The organism is Streptomyces sp. NPDC030862 (assembly GCF_055571835.1).
Window position 1 is genome coordinate 47,575 of record NZ_JBVIEN010000004.1, and the last position, 17,984, is coordinate 65,558.

General features: G+C 74.1%; 15 protein-coding genes. 7 read left to right on the top strand and 8 right to left on the bottom strand.

Annotated elements, in window-relative coordinates:
• Positions 1 to 135: 135 nt before the first annotated feature.
• Positions 136 to 780: a ScbR family autoregulator-binding transcription factor gene (locus ACZ42X_RS12105; RefSeq protein WP_468287564.1), complete on the bottom strand. Its 645-nt coding sequence runs from the start codon at positions 778 to 780 to the stop codon at positions 136 to 138.
• Positions 781 to 1,085: 305 nt separating this feature from the next.
• Between ACZ42X_RS12105 and ACZ42X_RS12110 the strand changes: the two genes are divergently transcribed.
• The 5 genes from ACZ42X_RS12110 to polX all read left to right on the top strand — a co-directional run bounded on the left by ACZ42X_RS12110 (position 1,086) and on the right by polX (position 6,727).
• The gene (locus ACZ42X_RS12110; protein WP_468287566.1) at positions 1,086 to 1,883 is read left to right on the top strand and encodes a thioesterase II family protein; all 798 of its coding nucleotides are present in this window, start codon (positions 1,086 to 1,088) and stop codon (positions 1,881 to 1,883) included.
• A gap of 108 nt (positions 1,884 to 1,991) precedes the next feature.
• Entirely contained in the window at positions 1,992 to 2,804 is an 813-nt protein-coding gene (locus ACZ42X_RS12115) for an AfsR/SARP family transcriptional regulator (protein WP_468287568.1), read from the top strand.
• 90 nt (positions 2,805 to 2,894) lie between these two features.
• A complete protein-coding gene (gdhA, locus tag ACZ42X_RS12120; protein ID WP_468287571.1) occupies positions 2,895 to 4,265 on the top strand; it encodes an NADP-specific glutamate dehydrogenase in 1,371 nt (456 codons plus the stop codon).
• 179 nt (positions 4,266 to 4,444) lie between these two features.
• Entirely contained in the window at positions 4,445 to 4,954 is a 510-nt protein-coding gene (locus ACZ42X_RS12125) for a phospholipase (RefSeq protein WP_468287574.1), read from the top strand.
• 27 nt (positions 4,955 to 4,981) lie between these two features.
• A complete protein-coding gene (polX, locus tag ACZ42X_RS12130; RefSeq protein ID WP_468287577.1) occupies positions 4,982 to 6,727 on the top strand; it encodes a DNA polymerase/3'-5' exonuclease PolX in 1,746 nt (581 codons plus the stop codon).
• A gap of 31 nt (positions 6,728 to 6,758) precedes the next feature.
• On the opposite strand, the gene ACZ42X_RS12135 is transcribed toward polX, so the two are convergent.
• From ACZ42X_RS12135 to ACZ42X_RS12165, 7 genes are all read right to left on the bottom strand, one after another.
• Positions 6,759 to 8,153, bottom strand: coding sequence for a vanadium-dependent haloperoxidase (locus ACZ42X_RS12135; protein ID WP_468287580.1), 1,395 nt, complete (start codon positions 8,151 to 8,153; stop codon positions 6,759 to 6,761).
• Between the two features lie 110 nt (positions 8,154 to 8,263).
• A complete protein-coding gene (locus ACZ42X_RS12140; protein WP_468287583.1) occupies positions 8,264 to 9,454 on the bottom strand; it encodes a DUF6895 family protein in 1,191 nt (396 codons plus the stop codon).
• Positions 9,451 to 10,257, bottom strand: coding sequence for an ABC transporter permease (locus tag ACZ42X_RS12145; protein WP_468287586.1), 807 nt, complete (start codon positions 10,255 to 10,257; stop codon positions 9,451 to 9,453). Before ACZ42X_RS12145 ends, ACZ42X_RS12140 begins: the two co-directional genes overlap by 4 nt.
• The gene (locus ACZ42X_RS12150; RefSeq protein ID WP_468287589.1) at positions 10,254 to 11,198 is read right to left on the bottom strand and encodes an ABC transporter ATP-binding protein; all 945 of its coding nucleotides are present in this window, start codon (positions 11,196 to 11,198) and stop codon (positions 10,254 to 10,256) included. Before ACZ42X_RS12150 ends, ACZ42X_RS12145 begins: the two co-directional genes overlap by 4 nt.
• Positions 11,195 to 12,568 carry a lanthionine synthetase C family protein gene (locus ACZ42X_RS12155; protein WP_468287592.1) on the bottom strand — a complete coding sequence of 458 codons (1,374 nt, stop codon included), beginning with the start codon at positions 12,566 to 12,568 and terminating at the stop codon, positions 11,195 to 11,197. The genes ACZ42X_RS12150 and ACZ42X_RS12155 overlap by 4 nt, the downstream gene beginning before the upstream one ends.
• Positions 12,565 to 15,786 carry a lantibiotic dehydratase gene (locus ACZ42X_RS12160; RefSeq protein WP_468287595.1) on the bottom strand — a complete coding sequence of 1,074 codons (3,222 nt, stop codon included), beginning with the start codon at positions 15,784 to 15,786 and terminating at the stop codon, positions 12,565 to 12,567. The genes ACZ42X_RS12155 and ACZ42X_RS12160 overlap by 4 nt, the downstream gene beginning before the upstream one ends.
• A 98-nt stretch (positions 15,787 to 15,884) precedes the next feature.
• On the bottom strand, positions 15,885 to 16,055 hold the full coding sequence (locus tag ACZ42X_RS12165) for a gallidermin/nisin family lantibiotic (RefSeq protein WP_361424432.1): 171 nt from the start codon (positions 16,053 to 16,055) through the stop codon (positions 15,885 to 15,887).
• Between the two features lie 230 nt (positions 16,056 to 16,285).
• On the opposite strand from ACZ42X_RS12165, the gene ACZ42X_RS12170 reads away from it, so the two are divergent.
• Both ACZ42X_RS12170 and ACZ42X_RS12175 read left to right on the top strand, forming a co-directional pair.
• The gene (locus tag ACZ42X_RS12170) at positions 16,286 to 16,843 is read left to right on the top strand and encodes an RNA polymerase sigma factor (protein WP_468287598.1); all 558 of its coding nucleotides are present in this window, start codon (positions 16,286 to 16,288) and stop codon (positions 16,841 to 16,843) included.
• Positions 16,840 to 17,859 (top strand): hypothetical protein, encoded by a 1,020-nt coding sequence (locus ACZ42X_RS12175; protein ID WP_468287600.1) that lies wholly within the window; start codon positions 16,840 to 16,842, stop codon positions 17,857 to 17,859. The genes ACZ42X_RS12170 and ACZ42X_RS12175 overlap by 4 nt, the downstream gene beginning before the upstream one ends.
• Positions 17,860 to 17,984: the final 125 nt, after the last annotated feature.

Genomic DNA, 17,984 nt, shown 5'->3' on the forward strand with positions numbered 1-17,984 from the left:
CCCGCCAGAAGAAAGGAGAAGATAGCAGGAAAAAAGAGGACACCAAAGAAAAGCCAGACCCCACAAAAACGTGACCTCCCCCCCTCTTCCCAAGGGGCCCCCCCCCCGCTGCTGTGGTGACGCGCCCGGCGGGCGTCAGACGGGCTCCGGGACCGGCGGCCCCTCGCCGCCCTCCGCCCGTACCCGGTCCGCCAGTTGCTCCGACGCCAGCCGCGGCAGGAGCAGCCGCCACACGCCGGTGGGCGTGTGCCGGTCCCACCAGCGCGGGTCCGTCCGGCCCAGCGCCTCCAGCCCGACGGTGGCCGCGGCGACGACCGTCGTGGCGTCCTCGGGCCGCACGCCGTCGGCGAGCGCGCCCCGGCGGGCCGCGAGGGACAGGCCCTCGTCCACCCAGTCCACCCAGTACTGCCGCAGGTCCGAGCGGCTCTTCCAGGTGGCGTCCGCGCTCAGCCCGAAGCCGGCCCGCAGGATCACGTCCCGCCGGAGCCGCGCCACGAGGGCGTGCGAGGTGTCCACCAGGGTCTGCAGGCCGCCGCCCACGTCCCCGTGTTCGCTCCAGGGGGAGGCGATGCCGCGCAGGACCGCCATCGCCTCGACTTCCACCTCCTCCGCCAAGGCGCCCTTGTTGACGAAGTGGAAGTGCAGTGCACCGTTGCTCACACCTGCGCGGCGGCTGATCGACGTGAGGGAGGACGGGGCGAATCCCTCCTGGTCGAACACCTCGGCGGCGGAACGAATCAGCGCTTGGCGCGTACGGGCCGCCCGCTCCTGTTTCGTCATGTCGTGCTCCGTGGTCACAGTGGTCGGGCTGAAAGGGGCGCGGAAAGCCAGTGTAGGAAACCGCACGGGCGGTTTGTTAGCCCGACGGTAACCTGGCTGGAACCCCCTGGTTCGATGCGTACAAATCGCTCCTCAGCTAAGCGGAAACCGTCGTACCGGTCATGCCCCGCTCATCATGCGGTCACTCCGCGGTCTGCCGCCAGGCGATCTCACGTGACGCACAAGCGCTGTGCCGGAGGCTTGCCCAGGTCTCGCCGGGTGAGCCCTCATCCGGGCGAGTGACAGAGCGGTGAGGGGAGCACGATATGGCCAGCGACTGGTTCCGGCGATTCGGCGCGGAGGCGCCCGGCAGCGGGGTACGCCTCGTCTGCCTCCCGCACGCCGGTGGTGCCGCCAGCGCCTACCTCGGCCTCCAGCGGGAACTGACCCCGGATCTCGACGTCCTGGCCGTCCAGTACCCCGGCCGGCAGGACCGCCGCGCGGAGCCGCCCGTCGACGACATCGGCCGCCTCGTCCAGGCCCTCGCCGGCGAGGTGGAGCGCGAACTCGCCCCCGGCGCCGCCGCGGTGGACACGCCGCGCCCGTACGCGTTCTTCGGCCACAGCATGGGCGCCGTCCTCGCCTACGAACTCGCCAGGGAACTGGACCGGCGCGGAGTGCCCGGGCCCTGCCACCTGTTCCTGTCGGGCCGGTTCGCGCCCACCCCGCAGGGCGACGACACCGACCGGCTCGACAGCGACGAGAAGATCCTCGCGATGATCCGCCGCCTCGGCGGCACGGTCGGCGCCGTGTTCGACGACCCCGACGTGCTGGAGATGGTGATGCCGCCGCTCCGCGCCGACTACCGGGCCATCGGCACCTACACCTGGCGCCCCGGCCCGCCGCTCGACACCCCGCTGACCGTCCTCGTCGGCGACCGCGACCCGGTGGTGCCCGTCGACGCCGCCGTCGGCTGGTGCGCACACACGACGGCGCCCGCACAGGTGAAGGTGCTGACGGGCGGGCACTTCTACCTCGACCAGCGCACCGCCGAAGTGGCCGGCATCGTGCGGGACGCCCTCATACGGCAGGCCACATCGACGGGTGGTCCTGTTCCCCTCTGATGGGTCCGCAGTGGGCACCCCGGCGAACAATCGGAGACGGACGCCCGGTTCTTACGGGCGTCCGGATCCACCACCACGGGGCAGCGCGCCAGGACAGGAGCATGAGACGTGCGGTTCAACCTCATCGGTCCGTTCGAGATCGTCGCCGACGACGGCAGCGTCCACCTCCCCACCACCCCCAAGGTGTGCCAGACCCTCGCCCTGCTCCTCACCCGGCCCGGCGAACTGGTCCCGGTCGACTCCCTCATCCGGGAACTGTGGGGCGACTGCCCGCCCCGCAGCGCGCCCGCCACCGTGCAGACGTACGTCCACCAGGCCCGGCGCATGCTCAACGAGCACCGCCTCGGCTCGCGCGGGGACCAGCCGCTCGTCACCCGCCCCCCGGGCTACGCGCTGGAGGTGGACCCGGACGACGTGGACATCACCGTCTTCGAACGGCTCGTCACCGGTGCCCGCGCGGCCCTGGAGGACGGCCGGCCCGAGGCGGCCGCCCACGACCTGTGCGCGGCGCTCACCCTGTGGCGCGGCCCCGTCCTGTCCAACGTCCCCGCCGGCAAGGTCCTCGAAGGGCGCATCGTCTATCTGAGCGAACTGCGCATCCGCGCCCTCGAACTGCGCATCGAGGCGGAGGACCGGCTCGGCCGCCTCCGCGAGGTCATCCCCGAACTGCGCGCCCTGGTCCACGACTACCCCCTCAACGAGTGGTTCCACGGCCGGCTGATCTCCGCCCTGCACCGGGCCGGCCGTCGCGCCGAGGCCCTGGAGGCGTACCTCGACCTCTACCGCATCCTCGACACCGAACTCGGCCTGGAGCCGTCCCCCGAACTCCGGCGCCTGCACGCCGAACTGCTCCACACCGGCGGCGCTCCGGGCGCCGGCCCGGCCGTGTCACCCCTCTGGATGGCGTCCTTCGCCGTCTGAACCGTTCGGCCCGACGCCCCGTACCCCTGCCGAGGCCCCGCCGTACCCGCCGTACCCCTCCGTCCCCGTCCCACCACAGGAGCCCCGCCCATGCCATCGACCGCAACCGCCCTCCAGGCCACGACCGCCTGGCTCGAGTCCGTCGAAGCGGACATCCTCCGCCGCAACCCCGGCGAGCCGGAGTTCCACCAGGCCGTACGGGAGGTGCTGGAGACGCTTGCGCCCGTCGTGGCCGCCCGCCCCGAGCTGCGGGGGGCCCGGCTGGTCGAGCGGCTGGCGGAGCCGGAGCGGCAGCTCGTCTTCCGCGTGACCTGGCAGGACGACCGGGGCGGCATCCAGGTGAACCGGGGCTTCCGGGTGGAGTTCAACAGCGCCCTCGGCCCCTACAAGGGCGGCCTGCGCTTCCACCCCTCCGTCAACCTCGGCATCGTCAAGTTCCTCGGCTTCGAGCAGATCTTCAAGAACGCCCTCACCGGCCTGGGCATCGGCGGCGGCAAGGGCGGCAGCGACTTCGACCCGCGCGGCCGGTCGGACGCCGAGGTCATGCGGTTCTGCCAGGCGTTCATGACAGAGCTCCACCGCCACCTCGGCGAGCACACCGACGTGCCCGCCGGCGACATCGGCGTCGGCGGCCGCGAGATCGGCTACCTCTTCGGCCAGTACCGGCGCATCACCAACCGGTGGGAGGGCGGCGTGCTCACCGGCAAGGGCACCGGCTGGGGCGGCTCGCTGATCCGCACCGAGGCCACCGGCTACGGCAACGTGCTGTTCACCGCCGAGATGCTGCGCAAGCGCGGCGAGGACCTGGCCGGCCAGCAGGTCACCGTGTCCGGCTCCGGCAACGTGGCCCTCTACACGGTGGAGAAGGCCCAGGCCCTGGGCGCGGTGGTGCGCACCGTGTCGGACTCCGGCGGGTACGTCGTGGACGACAAGGGCATCGACCTCGACCTGCTCAAGCAGGTCAAGGAGGTCGAGCGCGGCCGCGTCGGCGACTACGCGGCCCGCCGCGGCGGCTCGGCCCGGTACGTGGCCGGCGGCAGCGTCTGGGACGTGCCCGCCGACGTGGCGCTGCCGTCCGCGACCCAGAACGAACTCACCGAACGGGACGCCCTGACGCTGGTCCGCAACGGCGTCAAGGCCGTCTCCGAGGGCGCCAACATGCCCACCACGCCCGAGGCCGTGCGCGTCCTGCGCGACGCGGGCGTCGCCTTCGGCCCCGCCAAGGCGGCCAACGCGGGCGGCGTCGCCACCAGCGCCCTGGAGATGCGCCAGAACGCCTCCCGCGAGGCGTGGCCCGCGGCGCGCGTCGAGGACGAGCTGACCCGGGTGATGCGGCGCATCCACGACACCGCGTACGAGACGGCGGAGCGCCACGGCCGCCCCGGCGACTACGTGGCGGGCGCCAACATCGCCGCCTTCGAGCAGGTCGCCGACGCCATGCTCGCCCAGGGCGTCATCTGACCCCTCCTCCCCGGCCCCCGCCCCCAGACCCCTTGGCGGCGGGGGCCGGGGCGCGTACCTCGATGGTGCGCGGGCCTGACCTGGCGTCAACTCGCCATCCGCGTTCAGCGTTGGCCGGCGCCGGTGAAGCTCACCTCAGCCGGATACCTCCGGGCCCGCTCCCCCCACTCGGAGCCCCCATGCGCCGTCGCCTCAACGGTCCCGTCGCCAGACCGCTCGCCGGACCGCTCGCCGCGGTCGTCCTCGCCGTCCCCGCCGCCCTCCTGCCCGCCACCGACGCCGCGGCGGTCCCCGCCGACAAACCGCGGGTGCTCGCCGCCTGGACCCAGCCCGCGCTGAGCAGCTACCAGGCCTGGGACGCCGCCCGCAGGAACCAGGCCGCCTGGAGCGCGTACGCCTTCGACTGGACGACCGACTACTGCTCCGGCGCGCCCGAGAACCCGCTCGGCTTCCCGTTCAAGGACGCCTGCGCCCGCCATGACTTCGGCTACCGCAACTACAAGGCGGCCGGCGCCTTCCCGGCCAACAAGCCCCGCCTCGACAACGCCTTCCACGCCGACATGAACCGCGTCTGCGCGACGTACTCCGGTGAGCTGCGCACCCGTTGCCAGGGCATCGCCTGGATCTACTACCAGGCCGTCGTCGTCGGCGGCAGGTCCGCGGCACCCCACGGCTCCCCCCTCGCCTGACCGGCCCGGCCGTCGCATCCTGGAGTCATGGCCCGAGTCAACGACGAGGTCCAGTCGCTGCTCCAGGAGTACGCCGACCTCATCGCGATCACCGGAGGCGACGCCTTCAAGGCGCGCGCCTACGAGAAGGCCGCCCGCGCCGTCGGCGGGTACCACCGCGACGTCTCCACGCTCGACGCCCAGCAGCTCCGCGAGATCCCCAACGTCGGCAAGTCCATCGCCGACAAGATCACCGAGTACCTCGCCTCCGGCCACGTCTCCGCCGTCGAGGAGCGCCGCGAGGCCATCCCCGCCGGCGTCCGCGAGCTGATCACCATCCCCGGGCTCGGCCCCAGGAAGGCCCTGGTGCTCTACGAGGAGCTGGGCGTCTCCTCCGTCGACCAGCTGCTCGACGCCCTCCACCAGGAGCGGCTGCGCGACCTGAAGGGCTTCGGCGAGAAGACCGAGGAGAACATCCTCCACGGCATCGCCCTGATGCAGAAGGCCAGCGACCGCATCCTCCTCGACTCCGCCATGGACACCGCCGAACAGCTCGTCTCCGAGCTGTCCCGCGTCACCGGCTGTGCCGGGTGCTGCTACGCCGGGTCACTGCGCCGCATGCGCGAGACCATCGGCGACATCGACGTCCTGGTGGCGGCCGAACGGTCGGCGCCGTTCATGGAGGCCCTCGCGAGCCTCCCGTACACCGCGGAGATCCTCGCCCACGGCGAGAAGAAGACCTCCCTCCGCACCACCAAGGGCCTCCAGATCGACGTCCGCGTCCTGCCGCCCGACTCCTGGGGCGCGGGCCTGCAGTACTTCACCGGGAGCAAGGCCCACAACATCCGCACCCGCGAGATCGCCGTGCGCCACAAGCTCAAGCTCTCCGAGTACGGGCTCTTCGACGCCGGGAGCGGCGAGAAGATCGCCTCCGAGACGGAGGAGGACGTCTACGCCCGCCTCGGCCTGCCCTGGATCCCGCCGACCCTGCGCGAGGACCGCGGCGAGATCGCCGCCGGACTGCGCGGCGACCTCCCCGACCTCATCGAGGAACGCGACATCAAGGGCGACCTGCACACCCACACCGACCTCACCGACGGCCTCGCCCCGCTGGAGGACATGGTCGCCGCGGCCGCCGAACGCGGCTACGCCTACTACGCGGTCACCGACCACGCCCCCGACCTCGCCATGCAGCGCATGACCAAGGAGAAGATCCTCGCCCAGCGCGAGCGCGTACGCGCACTCGACCGCGCCCACCACGGGATGCGCCTCCTGCACGGCACCGAGCTCAACATCGGCCCCGAGGGCACCGTCGACTGGCCCGACGACTTCCTCGCCGGCTTCGACCTGTGCGTGGCCTCCGTCCACTCCCACTTCACCCTCGGCCGCCAGGCCCAGACCCGCCGCCTCGTCCGTGCCTGCGAGAACCCCCACATCGCCGTCATCGGCCACCCCACCACCCGGCAGCTCGGCAGACGCCCGCCCATCGACGCCGACTTCGACGCGGTCTTCGAAGCCTGCGCCCGCACCGGCACCGCCCTGGAGATCAACGCCCACCCCAATCGCCTCGACCTCTGCGACGAGGACATCCTGCGGGCGAAGCGGTACGGCGTGAAGTTCGCCGTCGACTCCGACGCCCACGCCGTCACCCACCTGCCCTACCTGCGCTACGGCATCGGCACGGCCCAGCGCGGCTGGCTCACCAAGGACGACGTCATCAACACCTGGCCGCTGGGCAGGCTGCGCCGGTTCCTCCACGGCCAGGGCCACGGCCGCACCGCCGGCGAGGGATGAGCGGGTTATCACCCCCCCCACCGGCGCGCCGTCAGGACGGGATCGCCCTCAGCTTCGTGGTGAAGACGTGCGCGGCGACGTCCTCGCCGAGCTTCAGCCCGTCCGTCGCGTCCCACGGGTAGTGGACGCCCAGGTACACGCGACTGTCGGCGTTCTCGCGCGCCGCCTGGCTGAAACTGGTGTACGACCGCGTCCGCACGGGGGCGTGCGGGTCCTCCGTCGTCAGGCTGAAACTCACCCCGTCACCGTCGAAGAAGCGCTGCATGATCCCCGCCCACGCGCCCGCGAACGCCGCGTGCCCGGACGCCCACGCGGGGAAGCACGGCGTGGTGTTCACCCCCGCCCGGTTCGCCGACAGCGGCTTCCACGCCGGGTCGAGGCCCCCGTCCCGGATCGCGGACACCGGCCGCCACAGGTCGATCGGCGTCAGGTACTTCACGTCCCACTCGGCGATGGCCGCGTCGGCCATGGCGATCGACACCAGCGCGAACAGCCGCGCGTTCTGGTACGTGTTCAGGCCGCGCGCCTGCGCGACCTCCTTGGTGTGCTGGAGCAGCTGCCCCGGCGGCTTGTACGTACCGTCCAGGTCGTTCGCCCAGAACCAGGCGATCGCCGTCTGGTCGGCCGTCCGCTCCGCCGAGTTCGCCGCGCCCAGCCTGCGCACCGTGTCCACCTGGCTCTTGTACGCGGGGCTCGCGAGCATCTTCTCGTACGTGCCGTACATGCCCGGCGTCGGCGGCCGGAACTGCGCGCCGGAGCCGAGCGCGAACGGCTTCACCTCGCCCCAGCGCGGCGTGGCCGCCTCGCTCGCCTGGTCGCAGCCCGGGTCGGGCAGATCGGGGTAGCTCGTCGGCCGCCACGCGCCGGGCACCCCTTCCGCCGTGTACACCCGCTGGTCGTCGGCCTTGTCACCGGCGCGGGCGTTGCGCATCTGGGTCACCATCTGGTTGACCACGGTGGTGTCCAGCAGGTCGAAGTCGGTCGGCTGCGTCCCGAACCGCTGCGTGAACCTGTTGTCGAGGTACGCCTTCTGCTCGGGGAAGAGGCCCAGCAGGATGTTGTAGGCGGTGCGCCCCACCACCCGCTCCTCCTCACCCGGGCCCTCGTTCCAGGCCGCGTAGTTCGAGGCGGCGATGTACGGCTCCGAGGTCATCCGGTGCCAGCGCAGGCGGTACGAGCTCTCCGCGTCGTACATCGCGGCGTTCAGCATCGCGGCGGCGCGGGCCAGCGGACCGGGGGCGCCGCCGCGCGTGCGCATGAGCTGCAGCAGCACGTCGTTCCAGTAGTGCACCGGGTCCCCGGTGTAGTTCGGGGGAGCGGCGACCGCGCTCTGCGGCGGTAACGCGAGCGAGGTCCCGGCGGCCGCGGCCAGCGCGACGGCGAAGGCGACGACGCGTCTTCGGTGGGTACGGCGGCGTGAGGCCACGGTGCTGATCCTTTCGGCGGAGCCAGCGCACTGAGGCGATGTCGCGCAGGTGCTACCCCCGGTACGCACCCGCACGCGACCGGCCTACGGAATGACCGATTTCGGTCACCTCAAGGTCCGGCCCACGCCGACAGCAGCGCCGCCGCCGCACCCACCAGCGGATCGTCACCGTGTCCCAGGCCCCGGGCCGCGCCCAGCACGGCGGCCACGACCTCCGTGTCCCGCGCCTGGACACCGGCCGCCAGCAGCGGCGCCCACACCTCAGGGCCTGCCCCCGGCACCTCGCGCGCCCAGCGGCCGATCCCCGCCGCGTCCGCCCTTGGCAGCGGCGGGCACCCCGGCGGCCGCTCGGCCGCGACGGGCCCGGCACGGACGGCGGCGGCCAGCGCCGCGGCCAGCGTCGTGTGGTAGCAGGTCCCGAAGACGTACGCCGCCGCCTTGCCGCCGTCCAGACCGGCGAGCACCTCCGGGCGGTGCACCGGGCTCGGCACCGCGCCGTCCGGCCGGGCCGCCCCCGCCAGCGCGGCCCACGCGTCGTACACCAGCGCGTCACACGCGTACGCCCCGGTGAGCGCCGTGTCGCACAGCAGCAGCTCCGCCAGCAGGTCCAGCCCGCCGCGCACCAGCTGCGCGCCCAGCAGCACCCGCACCGCCCCGCGCAGCCGCGCCACCTCCCCGGCCCCGCCCAACAGGTCCCGGCGGTGGCCGAAGTCCGTGGCGTAGAACAGCGCGTGCGTCAGGGCGTACGTCTCGCTCGCCGTCAGCTGGAGCACGTCCGGGTCGAGCGCCGCGACGCTGCCCCGGTACAGCGTCCCCAGGTCCGGCAGCCGCGCCGGAGCCGTGAAACCGCCGCGGTCGGCGAAGTACCGCAGCTCCAGCCGCCCCAGCACCGGCTTGTACGCCCGGCAGTGGCCCCCGGCGTCCGCCGCCAGCAGCTCCTCGCACACCGCGCGCGGCCCCGGCTGCGGCCGGCCCAGCACCTCCAGCAGCGCCACCAGGTTGAGGTGGTACGGGAACAGCTCGTCACCGCGGCGCAGCCCCCGCCCGAACTCCGCCTCCGCGACGGCCTCCTCCGCCAGGTCCAGCGCCCGGCGCGCGAGCGGCGCCTCCCTCGCCACCACCCCCGCCCGGTCCAGCACCCGCACCAGCCCCAGCAACTCCAGCAGCGGACCCGGCCGGAAGGGCCGCCGCGGCAGGAACTCCTCCCACCGGCCCGGCGCGAACCACTCCACGTGCGCCTCGACCCAGCGCAGCGCCCCCGCAAGCACCCGCCGGTCCGCCGGCGCCGCCCCTGTACTCACCGCCCGCTCCGTACCCGCAGCAGCGCCAGCACCGCCACCAGGATCCCGCCCAGCACGCCCAGATCCGCCCACCACGGCAGCAGCCCGCCCCCGCCCAGCAGCGTCTGCCGGGCCAGGTCGACGGCGTACGTCATCGGGTTGGCGTACATCAGCCACGCCAGCCACCGCGGCGCGTCCTCGGCGCTGAAGACCGAGCCCGACAGGAACAGCATCGGGAACATGGCCAGCTGGACCGTCGCCTGGAGCGTCTGCATCCGCGTGATCACGGTCGCCAGGCACAGCCCGATGACGCTGAACACGGTCGCGGCCAGCGCGTAGCACCCCACCGCCGCCACGAACCGGCCGGCCGTCAGCTCCACGCCCATCAGCGGCGCGAACGCCAGCATCAGCACGCTCTGCGCCGTCACCGTCCCGGCCCCCGCCACCACTTTCCCCAACGGCAGGCACACGCGGGGCACCGGCGCCACCAGCAGCTCGCGCAACACCCCGAACTCCCGGTCCCACGCGTACGACTGCCCCGACGCCACCCCGATGGAGACGACCTGGATGGCGACGATCCCCGGGAAGACGTACGCGCTGAACGGCACGGGCGCGGCGCCCACCGCGTCCACCGAGCCGATCATGCCGTCAAAGCCGACCGCGTACACCAGCACGAAGAACAGGATCTGCACGGCCTGGCTGAACAGCACCCCCGGCCGCTTCACCTGCCGCAGCAGATCGCGATGGGCGATGACACCGATCGCGGCGAGCGACGGCCGGACGGAGGGCGCCTTCGCCGGCGCGCTCGCGCCCGCGGCGCTCATGACGCGCTTCCCGCCGCCGCCACGTACACGTCGTTCATGGACGGATGGCGTACGGACACGGTCAGACCGGGCACGTCCAGGGCCCGCACCACCGCCGCGATCCGCGCCTCCGGATCGGCGCAGTGCACCGCCACCCCGCCCGGCTCGACCAGCGCCTCGAAGCCCGCCGCCCGCAACTGCCGCACCGCCGCCTCCTCGTCCGCGCAGCTCACCACGATCCGCGACGCCTCCAGCGCGCCCTTCAGCTCCGCCACCCCGCCGCGCCGCACGACCCGGCCGCCGCGCAGGATGACGATCTCGTCGGCGTACTCCGCCTCGTCCATGTAGTGCGTCGCGAACAGCACCGTCACGCCCAGCTCGGCGCGCAGCCGTAGCAGGTCCGCCCAGACGGTCGCGCGCGCGGCTGGGTCCAGGCCGTTGGTCGGCTCGTCCAGGACGATCAGACCGGGCCGGTGCAGCAGGGCGCGGGCGATCTCCACCCGCCGGGCCAGCCCGCCCGACAGTTCCTCCACCGGCTGGCGGCGCCGGTCCGCCAGGTCGAACAGGTCCAGCAGCAGCGCGATCCGCTCCCGCGCGTCCGCCCGCCGCATCCCGAACAGCCGCGCGTGGAACCAGAGGTTGCGCTCTACCGACAGCTCCTTGTCCAGCGTCCGCTCCTGGAACACCAGCCCCAGGCGCCGGCGCGCCGCCATCGGCGCCTCGCGCACGTCGTGCCCGAAGATCCGTACCGTCCCGGCGGCGGGCCGCGCGGCCGTCGACAACACGCCCAGCAGACTGGACTTGCCCGCGCCGTTGGGGCCGAGCAGCGCCGTGATCCGGCCCGGGGGAGAGGCCATCGACACCCCGTGGACGGCGGTCACCCGGCCATGGCGCACGACCACGTCGGCCAGTTCGAACGCCGGCGCCACGTCGCCCGTCCCGCTCGTCTCCGCGCCCCTCACGCCAGCCCCAGCGTCCGGTCCCACGGCAGCGGTACGCCGTCCTCGACGGGCAGCAGCGCCAGCGCCACACCCGCCGCGCCCTCCAGCATCCCTGCCGTGTCCACGGCCCGGTGCGGCACCGGTGAACGCGCCGCCGCCGGAAAGCGCATCAGATGCCGGAACCCGAACGGCGCCTCCTCATCGGCACACGCGAGCACCTTGGCCACGAGCCGTTCCCGCCCCGCCACCAGCTCCGCGTCGCCCGTCGCCGCCGCGGCCCGCGCCACGATCCGCAACAGGCCCGCGTAGCCGTGGCACACCGTCGCGCCCTCGATCGCCCACAGCGCCTCGTCGCGCCGCAGCGCCGCCCGCAGCCCTTCTACGGCCGCCGCGCACCACTCCGGCCGCCCCATCGCCCGCCCGGCCCGCAGCAGCGCCGCGGCCACGCCCGGAGTGCCGTAACACCACGCCGTCCGCGTGAACAGCGCGCTCGGGCGCCGCTCCGCCACCTCGTGCTCCAGGCCCGCGCGGGCCGGCCAGTACGGGCCCGCCTCGTCGCGCAGCGTCCAGCCGAGCAGCCAGTCGGCGATCCGCTCGACGGCCGCACGCATCCCCTTCACCTCGCGTCCCGCCTCGTACGCCTCGTACGCCTCGTACGCCTCGTATGCCGAGCACAGCACCGCCAGCGGGCCCGCGATACCGTGCGCCATCCCCAGGTTGAGGTCCCCGCGCGGATAGTCACGCCGGTCCCGCTCGCTGACCTGGAGCTCCGGCGGCACCCACCACCCCGGCACCTCCTGCCCGTCCACCCGTACCGGCTCGGTCAGGCGCACCAGGTGCCCGAGGGACGCGGTCAGCGCCGACGCGACGACCGGCGACGCCTCCGCCGGATCGGCCGCCGCGTCCAGCAGCAGCCGGGTCGTGCCGGAGACGCCGTTGATCAGGTCGTATGCCGCCCACTCCACGCCCGGCCCGGTACGGGTACGCAACACCGCCAGCCGGTCCAGCTGGTCCTCGGCCAGCCAGGTGGCCAGCTTCCCGCGCAGCCCGGCGTAGTGCCCCTCCGGCCCGGCGCAGGTCTGCGCGGCGGCGAGCAGCGCGGCCGGACCCGAGAACAGACCCCGGTTCGGCGCCGTGTTCATCACCCGCCCGGCCGCCGCCAGATGCCGGTGGGCCACCGGCCGCCACGCCTCGTCGGCGCGCGCGAGCTCGCCGTACAGTAGCGCGGTGCCGGGCAGCCCGTTCGCGAGCGTCAACGGCCCCCACATCACGGCGTCGTACACCGGGTCCCGGTTGTCGTCGCGCGAGGCGACCGCCGCGACCCGCTCCGGGTCGGCGAGCTGCCCCGCCACCCGCTCCACGGCCTCCGCCGTACCGACCGCTGTCGTCATGACCGGTGCCTCCGTCGGTTGAGGTGATCCTGTACGGCGCCCCGGGCGATGCCGAGCACGGTCAGCTCGCGGGCGCTCTCCCCGCCGAAGAGGCGGTTGCACACCATGTGCAGCAGGCTGCCCACGACCCGGCCCTCCGGCGTACCGCCCGCCTCCCGTACGACGCGGGCCAGTTCGCGCACGGCCTCGTCGCGCGGGCGCAGCGCCTCCAGCGCGGCGGCACCGGCCGGGTCCCCGCCGCCGGTGAACGCGGGCCAGCCGCCGTACGGATCGACCGTGCGCCGCCAGTGCCCGGCGCGGCCCCGGTACGCGGCCGGCAGGTCGCGGCGCCCGCCGGTCATCGACAGCCAGGCCGCCGCCGCGTCGTCACCGCAGTCCTCCGCGAGGAGCGGATGACCGGGGTCCGGAGGGCCGAAGGCGTGCGCCAGCGCGGCGCACGAGACGACGGCCAGATCGTCGACGCCGTACGCGTTGCCCGGGTCCTTCGCCAGCCGTAGCAGCGCGAGCGCGGCCTCGCTGTCGTACTGGAACACCCGCTCCGCGAGCCGCAGCGCGGCCGGGCCGCCGTACCGCTCCACCTCCGGGTCGTACGCGGCCACGGCGTGCCCGCGCAGCAGCCCCCGCTCCCGCCACCGCGCCAGCAGCGCCCCCACGGCGGGCGCCGCCTCGCCCCACAGCCGCCCCGGGTCGGGGCCGTGCAGCCGCAGCCGCAGGTGGTGGCCGCCCTCGTCGGTGTAGCGGATGAAGAACCAGCCGTCGGCACCGTGCCCGGCCGCCGCCGCGACCAGCTCGGGAACGTGGTCGCGCAACAAGTCGTCCTGGGTCCGCGCCGCGCCGAACAGCTTCAGGTAGAGCCACTCGCCACCCAGGCCGTGCACGGCCCGCGCGGGCCGGTGGCTGCCCGCGTACGGGCGCCGGCGCGGCCCCCCGGTGTCGCGGCGCGTCAGCGGCACCACCAGCTCCGCCAGATGCCCGGCCAACGGACTGTCCAGCCAGCCCTCGTACTCGCCCGGCACCTCCTGCGCGACCAGGTCCGGGCGGCGCGCGACCTGGTCCCGCAGCAGCTCCCGGTGGAACGCGTCGTCCAGGTCCAGCAGCAGCCGCTGGTCCGCCGTGACGGCCAGGACCCGGCGCGGCACGCCCCAGGCGGCGCGCCAGTCGGCCACCGCACGCGACCAGCCCCCCTCGTCGGCGTCCCGCAGCGCCTCGAGCCGCCACACGGCCGGGGCCAGGACGAACCTCCCGTACCGCACACGCGGCACGAAGGGCGCGTCGGCGAGCGCGCCCCAGTTCCACGGCTCCCATAGCCGCTGGCCCTCCAGGCCGATCTCCCACAGCAGCCGTACGGCGTTGGGCGCCTGGGCCGGCGCGCTCACCATGTTGCCGAGGACCGGGACGATCTCGCGGCCGGTGGGCAGGTGCACGGCCGTCAGCCGCTCCAGCGTCGCGCCGATGCCGATGTCGGCGAGCCGCAGCTCCTCGACGCCGCCACCCGGCACGTCGGGTACGCCGACGGCGATGCGGCGGCCGGTGGCCGGGACGGTGTGCGCCAGGTTCGCCGCCCGGCCCGAGCGCGGCCGGAACGCCAGGTCCACCGGGACCGCCCCCTCGACGTGCACCGGGTTGTCACGGTGCAGCGCCGCGAACTCCGCGCGCCAGGCCGGGTCCTGGTCCGCGAACCGCGCGAAGGTCGACCCGGCGCGGTGCGAACCGGGCGACGGCGCCAGGAAGACCCGGAACACCCCGTCGTCCAGCGCTTCCACGGACGGGGCCACGACCTGGACGGTCACCTCGCAGGAGCCGGGGAGGTCGGCGGGGTCGGCCTCCACCGGGCGGTCGTGGCGCTCGTGGTGCAGCTCGGCCAGGTGCGCGTCGGTCAGGACCACCTCGCGCCGCCCGGCGCGCAGCGCGCCCGCGACCAGCCGCGCCATCGCACGGTCCCGGCGCGCGGTGCGCGGATCGTCCGGCTCGCCGGGCGGGGCCTCGCTGTTGGGCCAGCCGTAACCGGCCGGAGCCCCGAGCCCCGTCGACTCGTCGACGAGCTCCAGGACCGGTACCACCCGGTCGGCGCCGTACACGTCGAGGAAGCGGCGGTGGTAGTCGCGCAGCGCGAAGAGCCCGAGCTTGGGCCGGGACAGCCGCCACATCACCTCGGTGGCCCGCTCGACCACCTCCCGTACGGAGTACGGGAGGTGGAGCGCGGTGTCGAGCCGGGTGTCGATGTGCAGCGGCGTGTCGTCCGGCTCCACCACCCGCGCCGTCGCCAGCAGCCGGCCCAGCTCGGCGTGGCCGGCCCCGACGGGGCGGGCGTCGTACGCGTGCCGCTCGCGCTCGACCGCCAGCAGGCCCTCGTACACGCGGTACGTCCCGGCGGACGCGCCCCGCACGGTCGCGAGCAGCCCGAGCACGTGGTGCAGCGGGTCACCGCCGTCCAGGGGCGGGCGCAGCGCGGTGATGAGGACCTCCTGGCGGACCAGCTCCGCCAGCAGCCCCCGGACCCGCTCGGCGGGCGCCCCGGGAAACCCCTGCGCGGTGTGGCGCACGAGCTCCTCGTACGGCACCGGCGCCACGGCCCCGGCCACCGCCCGCGCGACGACGGGGGTGTGCCGCACCGACACCGTGGAGCGGCCCTCGCCGGTCTCCGGGAGCCGTACGCCCTGGTTGGAGGGCGCGGTCAGGACCAGTCGGTCCCCGCGTACGACGAGGGCCTGGTGCGCCTGGACGGTGAGCGCGGCCAGCACGGCCGGGTCGCTCTCCAGGCGGTGCACGACACGCGTGAGCCACTGCAGGTCGACGTGCGTGCGGGTGCGGTGGGACGTGCCGCGCGTCGCCTTGGCGGTCGAGTCGAAGTGCCCGGCCGCCACACCCGCGAACAGCCCGAAGGGCGTGGGGCGGGTACGCATCCTGATGTCGTAGCGCGCCACCGCGAGCGCGGCCCGGCGCAGCCGGGCCGCCTTGACGCCCTCGGGGCCGTGCTCGGCGACACGGCGGACGAGGGCGCTGAGGCTGGGGGAGGCGAGTTCGAGCGCTTCGCCGAGCAGGGGGTCGGCGGCGGCACGGGCGAGCACCGCGGCGCACGCGCCGAGGCTCAGAGGCCCGTCGGCCGACGGACCGGACGTCTCCGTCTCCGGGGCCAGCGGTGCCCGGTACAGGAAGACGTCCTTCGCCTCGAACAGTGCCGGCCGTGCCGATGATGTCTCCGGTGCCGCTTCCCCCACGGGTCTCCCTCTCCTCCTCCGTACGGCCCTGAACGCCCGTGGGACCGGGGCGGGCGACCCGCCGGCCCCGGCCCCACGGACGCGTCACGCTAGGCGGTTCAGCAGCAGTGGCTGCAGCCGGAGCCGCCACCCTCGCTGGTGCAGCCCGGGGTGCAGTAGGAGATGCTCGTGATGGCCGGGCCGGCGACGGACTGCTCCACGCCGATCTCCAGGTCCAGGTCGAACAGGTTTCCGTCGTTCTGCGACGGAGCAGGGGCGTTGATTCCCATGCTGAACTCCTCCGTTGAAACCGAATGGACGTTCGTGGACCGCGATCCGGTGCCCCACGGAATCACGCCGCGAGATGCCCGTTCAATGGCTTCCGCCCGGCTTGGCAGTCATGGCAGTTCGCTGGCAGGACGGCCACACCGCCCTCGCCCGCACGTCGCTTTCCGGTCGTACATCAATTCGGTGGCGTGGGACCGTGAACCGACGCGCCCGTTCTGGATACGTACGTGATGTGTGTTCGGACGAAGCTCTGCTGACCGCCGTGGCCCGCGGCGACCAAACCGCCCTCCGCGCCCTCTACGAGCGGCACGCCGCCGCCATGCTCCGCCTCATCCGCAGACTCACCTCCGACCAGGGAGTCGCCGAGGAAATCCTCCAAGAGGCATGGCTCGCCGTATGGCGCTCGGCGGGCGGCTTCCGAGGCGACTCCAGCGTGCGCGGCTGGCTCCTCGGCGTCGCCAGACGCCAAGCCCACAACCAGCTCCGCAGATCCCGGCCACAACTCACCGACCTCGCCGAAGCCCAGGACGTCCCCGACCCCGCACCCAGCGTGGAAGACCACGTCCTAAAAGAAGCCGAGCGCACCGAACTCGCCGCAGCCGTACGCGCCCTCCCCGAACACCTCCGCGAAGTGCTCGCCCTCGTCCTCATCGAGGAACTGGCCTACCCCGAAGTGGCCACCGTGCTCGCCATCCCGGTGGGTACCGTCAAAAGCCGGATGTCCCACGCGCGAAGGCGGCTGGGCAGCATGCTCGCCGCCACGCGGCTGGAAGGAACGGGACGACGATGACCGACCACCACCACCCCCACCAGCCCCAGCAGCCCCACTCCCTCACCGAACACCTCACCGACGACGTCCTGGCCCGCCTCGCCACCCGCACCCCCCGCCCGGACGACACCACCCCCCACCGCACGCATCTCACGCACTGCCCCGACTGCCGAACCCGCCTCGCCGTCTGGCAGGACATCGGCGCGGCGGTACGCGTCACGGACACCCCGGCACCGGCCGAAGCGGCCACCCCGACCGAGGCCGTCATCACCCCGCCACCCTTCGACGCCCTGCTCGGCCCCGCCCTCGCCGACCTCACCAGCCCCACCGCCACCACCGGCGACCCTCGCCGAGCCGTTTCCCCCGCCGCGGCCCTGCCCCCGGCCCCGGCCCGCACCACCGGCGTCGCCCGCCCCTGGCGCACCGCATGGCAACTCGCCGTCAGACAGGCCACCCTGATGCCCAGCCTCTGGGCACCCCTCAGCGCCGCCGGATTCGTCGGAGCCGCCCTCCTCGCGTCCGCGCACGTACCGGACCGGTTCGCCGTACGGCTCTTCGGCGCCGTGGCCGTCCTGCTGGTGATGTTCGGCGCGCTCATGGTCGCCTCGCCCGCCCGGGACCCCCGGCGCGAACTGCTCTTCACCCTCCCCGTGCCGCCGGCCGCCGTGTTCCTCGCCCGCCTCACCGTGGTGCTCGCCGTCGACGTGGCCCTCGCCATGGCCTGCTCGACACTCGTCGACGGGCCAGGGTGGTGGCCCGTGGTGTCCAGCTGGCTCGGCGAAGCCCTGCTCGCTGCCTCCCTGGCCCTCGCCCTCGCCGTCCGGCACTCACCGGCCGTCGGCGCGGCATCCGGCGCCACACTCTGGATGCTGGGCGTGTTCGGCGGACCTCAGGGCATCCTCGCCACCCCCTTCGACGGCCTGCTCGACGTCCTGCTGGCCACCACGCCATGGACCCTCCTGCTGGCCGCCGCCCTGCTGGCCTGGGCCGCCACCGCCATGCGCTCCTTCGGCGCCCCCGCCACTCCGTCGTCGTAGGCCCCGCCCGCCCCCGACACCCCCGCGCCTGCGCCCGCGGCCTGTGCTCGTCGTCCACGTCGGCGCATTCGTACGCGCCGTCCGTGAACCACCACAGGCCGCGCCGCTACGTACAGGGTGTACCG